The organism is Nonomuraea sp. NPDC050680, from assembly GCF_040654555.1.
Taxonomy (GTDB): domain Bacteria; phylum Actinomycetota; class Actinomycetes; order Streptosporangiales; family Streptosporangiaceae; genus Nonomuraea.
The window spans coordinates 145,493-152,044 of the sequence record NZ_JBFAIF010000023.1 but is presented as its reverse complement, the minus strand read 5'-3'; the positions used below and the strand labels follow the sequence as shown (position 1 = coordinate 152,044).

At 71.4% G+C, this 6,552-nt stretch carries 5 protein-coding genes; 1 reads left to right on the top strand and 4 read right to left on the bottom strand.

The features are described from left to right. On the bottom strand, window positions 1-913 hold a 913-nt coding region (locus tag AB0H88_RS44230; protein WP_357654877.1), incomplete at its 3' end, for a M81 family metallopeptidase. Next, window positions 910-2,247, bottom strand: a complete 1,338-nt coding sequence (locus tag AB0H88_RS44225; RefSeq protein WP_357654875.1) for an MFS transporter — start codon at window positions 2,245-2,247, stop codon at window positions 910-912. The genes AB0H88_RS44230 and AB0H88_RS44225, both read right to left, overlap by 4 nt. A gap of 159 nt (window positions 2,248-2,406) precedes the next feature. Here AB0H88_RS44225 and AB0H88_RS44220 point away from each other — a divergent pair, with 159 nt between their 5' ends. Beyond that, entirely contained in the window at window positions 2,407-3,423 is a 1,017-nt protein-coding gene (locus AB0H88_RS44220) for an Lrp/AsnC family transcriptional regulator (protein WP_357654873.1), read from the top strand. Window positions 3,424-3,453: 30 nt separating this feature from the next. On the opposite strand, the gene AB0H88_RS44215 is transcribed toward AB0H88_RS44220, so the two are convergent. Both AB0H88_RS44215 and ilvD read right to left on the bottom strand, forming a co-directional pair. Then, the gene (locus AB0H88_RS44215) at window positions 3,454-4,782 is read right to left on the bottom strand and encodes an MFS transporter (RefSeq protein WP_357654871.1); all 1,329 of its coding nucleotides are present in this window, start codon (window positions 4,780-4,782) and stop codon (window positions 3,454-3,456) included. 32 nt (window positions 4,783-4,814) lie between these two features. Continuing rightward, window positions 4,815-6,530 carry a dihydroxy-acid dehydratase gene (ilvD, locus tag AB0H88_RS44210; protein ID WP_357654869.1) on the bottom strand — a complete coding sequence of 572 codons (1,716 nt, stop codon included), beginning with the start codon at window positions 6,528-6,530 and terminating at the stop codon, window positions 4,815-4,817. Between the last annotated feature and the right edge of the window lie 22 nt (window positions 6,531-6,552).

The following is a 6,552-nucleotide window of genomic DNA, read 5'->3' as shown; positions in this document are numbered from 1 at the left end:
GGCCACCTGTCTGGGCATCACGGTAGAGCCTCACCAGAGTCCCCTCACCGAACCGCTCGGCGATGAAGCGACACGCCAGCCACGGTTTCGCCTCGTCCCGGGTCACTTCGTCGTACAGCCGGTCGACGATCTCCTCGACCGGGCCGGTGCCGTACGCCCACACCACCGGTCCGCAGTCCGGGATGTCGGCCGCGGGGAACCCGGCGGCGAACGACACCGTGGTGCGGTCTCCGCCGAGGGATTCCAGACCGCCGTAAACAGCCCGGGCGGGCTCCAGATCGGTGCACCCCGCGTTGATCGGGATCAGGAACGGCACCCGGCGCCACGCGAGCCGGAACCGTTCGCCGTCGAGCAGCCGGGCGAGCAGGCCGGCGGCCCGCGCCCCCGTCGCGGCCATGTCGATGTGCGGGTAGGTGCGATAGCAGACCAGCGCGTCGGCGGCGTCGAACATCCGGGCCGACATGTTGGCGTGCAAGTCCAGGCTCGCGACCACCGGCACGCCGGGTCCGGCCGCGGCGCGGACCCTGGCCAGCAGCTCGCCCTCGCCGTCGTCGTGGTGCTCGGTGACCATGGCGCCGTGCAGGTCGAGGTAGACCGCGTCCGGCCGGCTGAGGCGCACGGCGTCGACGATCTCGCCGGCGATGCGCTCGAACGTGGCGGTGGTAACCGGCCCGGACGGGCCGGCGGCCGCCCAGATCACGGGAAGCACCACCCAGCCGCGGGCGCGGGCCTGCCCGAGGAACCCGCCGACCGGCAGGTTGACCGGCTCCAGTTCGAGCACTCCGTCGCCGCGGCGCAGGGCGGGGAAGCCCTCGCCGTTGGCGAAGTTGCCGTACGAGGCCGGTGTGGGCGCGAACGTGTTGGTCTCGTGCTGGAACCCGGCGACCAGGATCCTCGTCGTGCCGTCCGTCATCGGGCCACCTCCGCACCGTTCGCGGCCGGGACGGTCCGGCCGGGCTCCGTCCGTACCCGCGTGACCGCCAGCGAGACCGCGCCGGCCACGAGCAGGCCGACGAGCGTGAGCAGGCCGATCTCGGTGCTGCCCGTCGTTTCCTTCACGTAGCCGATCAGGGTGGGGCTGAAGAACCCGCCGAGCAGGCCGATGCTGTTGATGAACGCGATGCCACCCGCGGCCGCGTCACCCTTGAGGAAGGTGGCCGGCACGGACCAGAACACGGTGTAGGCGCCCCACATGCAGGCGGTGGCCACGATCAGCGCGATCATCGAGACGCCGAAGGCCGAGCCGGTGACGGCGGCGACAGCCATGCCCGCCGCGGCGACGACGGTCGGGACGACCGTGTGCCGGCGGCGCTCGCCGGTGGCGTCGGAGTGCCGGGCCAGCACCCGCATCAGCACCAGCGCGGCCGCGTAGGGCACCGCGGACCACAGGCCGATCGCGACGACGGACCGGACGCCGTTCTCCGAGAGGATCGTCGGCAGCCAGAAGCTGACCCCGTACAGGCCGCTGATCAGGCAGAAGTAGCCGAACGCGAGACCGTACACCCGCGGGTCGGTGAGCACTTTCCGGAAGCGGTGCTCCCCGCTCTCGTGCGAGCCGGCCAGATCCTGGGCGAGCAGCGAGCGCTCGCCGGGCGTGAGCCAGCGGGCGTCGCCGGGTCCGTTCGGCAGGACCTTCAAGACGACGAAGGCCAGCACGACGCAGGGCAGCCCCTCGACGAGGAACATCCACTGCCAGCCGGCCAGGCCGGCGGAACCGTCGAGTCCGCTGATGATCAGCGAGGACGCCGGTCCGCCGAGCATCGAGCCCAGCGGACCGGGGATCATCAGCACCGACATCGCCGCGCCCGTGCGCGCCCGCGGGTACCAGTACGTCAGGTAGAAGATGATGCCCGGCGCGAACCCGGCTTCGAACACCCCGAGCAGAAAGCGCAGGACGTAGAAGCTGGTCGCGTCGTGCACGAACAGCATGGCTACCGAGGTGATCCCCCAGAGCAGCATGATGCGGAAGAGCGTCTTGCGGGTGCCGATCCGGCGCAGCAGCAGGTTGCTGGGCACTTCGAACAGCACGTACCCGAGGAAGAAGATCCCTGCCGCCAGTCCGAAGACCGATTCGCTGATGCCGACGTCCTCGGCCATCTGCAGCTTGGCGAAGCCGATGTTGACCCGGTCGATGTACGCGAACAGGTAACAGATGACGAGCAGCGGCAGGATGCGCCACCCGATCCTGCGGTAGAGCTCCGGTGGCGCGACGGTCGGCGGTGCCGCGCCCTCCTTCTCGATGGCCATGCGGACTCCTCGTGGTCGGCCCGGCGGAGCTGGGTGGGTCGTCGTTCGCTTGCCGGTACTGTGCGGTAGATCGTTGATCCCTGCGTCGAAAAGGTGGGAAACAGCCGATGATCACCCTTGAAATGTTCGATCGGGACGCTTGGTGGCGCCGATCGGGTTGTGCGGCCTGACGTGCTGGACGAGACGGATCTCGCGCTGGTCGACGCCCTGCAGCTCAACCCACGGGCCAGCTGGTCGAGCCTGGCCGACGCGCTGGAGCTGGCGCCGATCACGCTGGCGCGGCGATGGCAGCGGCTGGTCGACGACGGCACGGCTTGGGTGACGGTCGCCCTGAGCGACCGGCAGATGCGCGGGGCGGTGCTGGAACTGTCGTGCCGGCCGGGCACCGCGCGGGCTGTCGCGCTCGAACTGGCCGAGCTGCCGCACGTGAGCACGGTGGGCGTGACCACTGGCCGGTTCCAGGTGTTCGCGCTGGTCCTCGCGCCTTCGCTGGCGGCCATCGCCGACGTGCTAGTGCGTTCCCTGCCGGTCCCCGCCGACGTCACGACGCTGCACTCCCACCTCTACAGCGGGCTGTTCGGCGGCGTGGTGTGGCGGCTGGGAGTGATCAACCGGGTCCGGACCGAGCAGGTGCGGGAACCGGCCGGGCCACCACCGGAGCGGATCCGCCCGTTCGGCGAAGGGGATCGGCGGCTTTTCCTGGCGCTGGGCCACGACGGGCGGCGTTCCTACCACGATCTGGCGGCGGAATTGGGCGTCTCGCCGCAGGCCGTCAGGCGCCGGCTGGACCGGCTGCACCGCCATGGGGACATCACCTTCCGCTGCGATGTCGCACGCCCGCTCACCGGCTGGGGCACGATGGCGTTCCTGTGGCTGTCGGTGCCCGACGGCGATCTCCCGGCGGTCGGCCGGGCGCTGGGGGCGATGCCGGAGACGCGGCACTGCTCGGGGGTACCGGGGCCGGCGAACCTGGCCCTGGTCGTCAGTCTGCACTCGCTCGAGCACCTCGACGAGCTGCTGGCGCGCATCGTGCGGGACCACCCGACGGCGGCGGTCGTCGACCGCCGGGTGGTGCTCCAGCAGGTGAAGGTGCACGGACGCATCGTCGACGAGTTGGGCCGCAGTGTTCGCGTGGTCCCCGTCGATCCCTGGGCGGCGATCGATCCGATCTCCTAGAGGACTCGCAACTGCCGGAGCCGCCCTGAGTCATCGGGTCTCGGGCACCCGGGCCGCTTGCTCACGGCCGATCCGGTTCCGGGCCGTCTCCGGGCCCAGCGCCAGTGCCACGACGGTCAGCGCCGCCATCGCCGCCATGTACGCGAGGATGGGCCACCAGTGCCCGGCCCACGCGTAGAGCGCGGTGGCGATGAACGGGGCCAGGCCGCCGGCGAGGACGGAGCCGACCTCGCGGGAGAACGCGAACCCCGACATGCGGAACTCCGTGTCGAACAGCTCCGCGTACCAGGCGGCCTGCGGCGCGAGCATCGCCGGGTAGAACACCCCGAGCCCGACCACGAAGGCCACGATCACCCAACCCACCGAGCGGGTGTCGGTGAGCAGGAAGAACGGGACCATCCAGCACACGGAGCCGATGATGCCGACCAGGTAGACGGGCTTGCGCCCGACGTGGTCGGAGAGCAGCCCGCAGAGCGGGATCAGCACCGCCTGGACCGCGGAGGCGATCATGACCGCCCCCAGTCCGAGCGACCGGCCGAGGCCCAGCGTCGTGGCCACGTAAGCGACCCCGAAGACCGGGAGCAGGTAAGCGAAGCCGTTCTCGCCCATGCGGGTGCCGACGACGATGAAGAAACTGCGCGGGTGTCGGCGGATCGCGGCGAAGATCCCGCCCGGCCGCCCGGCCGATGGGTCTGTCCTGGTGTTGTGGAAGACCGGCGGCTCCTCGACGGTGCGCCGGATGAGATAGCCGACGAACAGGCACAGCGCGCCGAGCAGGAAAGGCAGCCGCCAGCCCCACGACGCGAACTGATCCGCGGGCAGCAACAGAAACAGGGAGAACACGCCGTTGCCGAGCAGGGTCGCGACGGCGTAGCCGAGCGGAGCGGCCGAGCCGGCGAATCCGCGACGGTCCGGGCGGGCGTGCTCCACCGAAAGCACCACGGCGCCGGCGTACTCGCCGCCGGCGCCGAAACCCTGGACGAGCCGAAGCAGGACCAGCAGGATCGGTGCCAGGACCCCGACCTGGGCGTAGGTGGGGAGCAGGCCGATCGCGGTGGTGGACACGCCCATGAGGACGAGTGTCAGTACGAGCATCCGCCGCCGCCCGACGCGATCCCCGAGCCGGCCGAGAACGAGGCCGCCCACAGGCCGGGCGAGGAAGCCGACGGCGTAGGTGGCGAACGCCGCCAGGGTGCCGAGGAGCGGGTCGTGCGACGGGAAGAACTGCGTGTTCAGCACGATGGCCGCGGCGGTGCCGTAGACGATGAAGTCGTACCACTCCAGCACGGTGCCGACCAGCGCCGCGAGCGACGCCTTCCGTGACTGTCCCGGCGCGGTGCCGGCGGGTGCTGCGTACACGGTGTTCTCCTTCGGTCTGGGGGGAGGGCGCGTCAGTGGCCGGACGGGGGTGTGGCGGGTTTGGGACGGCGGAGAACGGCTCCCTGCTGGACCGGGCCGACGAGCGCGGCGTACTGCCCGAGCCAGCCCCGTTCTTCGGCGGGGCGGCCGGAGGTGACCGGTTCCCCGTGCCGGAGCGGGACGGTGTCGACGGTCCGGTCGTCGAGGTCGATGGTGATCGTGTCGCCGGATCGCACGCCCGCGAGCGGGCCGCCGTCGGCGGCTTCCGGCATGACCTGGCCGAGGACCAGTCCGTGGTTCAGGCCGGAGAGCTCGCCGTCAGTCACCACCGCGACCTTGCCGCCCAGGCCGGCGCCGTTGAGGGCAGCGACGAAGCTCGCCGCGAAGACCGTGCCGGGGCCGCCGCGCGGTCCCATCCCGCGCAGCACGATCACGCTTCCTTCGGCGATGTCCCCGGTGCCCAGCGCGGCGATCGCGGCGTCCTCGCCCGCGAACACCTCGGCGGGGCCGGTGAACCGGCGCCGGGCGGTGCCGGCGCCCGCGACCTTGACCACCGACCCATCGGGCGCCAGCGAGCCACGCAGGATCAGCAATCCCGGTTCCGGGCGCACTGGGTCGTCGAGCCGGCGCAGTACGGTTCCGTCCGCTTCCGGGGCGTCGCCGGAAAGCTCGGCCACGGTTCGCCCGCTGACTGTCAGCGCGTCACCGTGCAGCCGGGGCAGCAGGGTCCGCAGCACCGCCCGGACGCCGCCGACACGTTCGAGATCCCACACCTGGTGGGTTCCGTTCGGGCGGACGGCCGCCAGCTGCGCCGTGTCTTCGCCGAGCCGCTCGAACAGGGCCACGACGTCGAGGTCCAGGTCCGCTTCGCTGGCCACGGCCGCCAGGTGGCGCACGCAGTTGACCGAGCCGCCCAGCGCCATCGCCACCCGGACACCGTTCTCGATGGCCTGTCCGGTGATGATCTTCCGCGCGGTCAGCCCCGCGGCGACCATTTCGACGATCCGGCGGCCGGCGTCGGCCGCCAGGGCGCGCATCCGGTCGGAGTTCGCGCGGATCGGCGCCGCTCCGGGCAGGGTCATGCCCATCGCCTCGGCCAGGACGTGCATGGTGTTGGCGGTCGCGAGTCCGGCGCAGACACCGGGGCCCTGGATCGCCGAGTCGGCCAGCTCGCCGAGTTCGCCGACCGTCATGGTGCCGGCTTGCACGGCGCCGACCGATTCGTAGACGGTGTCGATGTCGACCGAGCAACCGCCGTAGCGGCCACCCCCTTGGAATCCGCCGGGCACGATGATCGAGGGCAGGTCCAGCCGGGCCGAGGCCATCAGGTGCGCGGGGGTGGTCTTGTCGCACGACGAAAGGCACACCATGCCGTCCAGGACGGCGCCCTCCACCGCGGCCTCGACGTCGTTGACGATGAGGTCACGGGTGGGCATCAGGTAGCGGGCCTTCCGGCCGGCACTGGTCACGAAGTCCAGTGGTGCGGTGGTCCGGATTTCGAACGGCAGTCCGCCCGCTTCCCACACCGCTTCGGCGACGATTTCGGCGATCCCGTCGAGGTGGGAAAAGCAGATGCCGAGTTTCGAAGAGGTGTTGACGATCGCGATCTTGGGGCGTCCCTGGTCTTCCGGGGCGAGGCCCAGCGCGGTCCATTGGGCGCGGCGGACGGCCCAGCGGGTGCTGCCGGGGGTGAATTCGCTGCGCAGCGCGCCTGGGCGCACGGGGTCGTAGTCGGGCAGGCCGGTCACGGAGGTGGTCCTTTCGCGGATG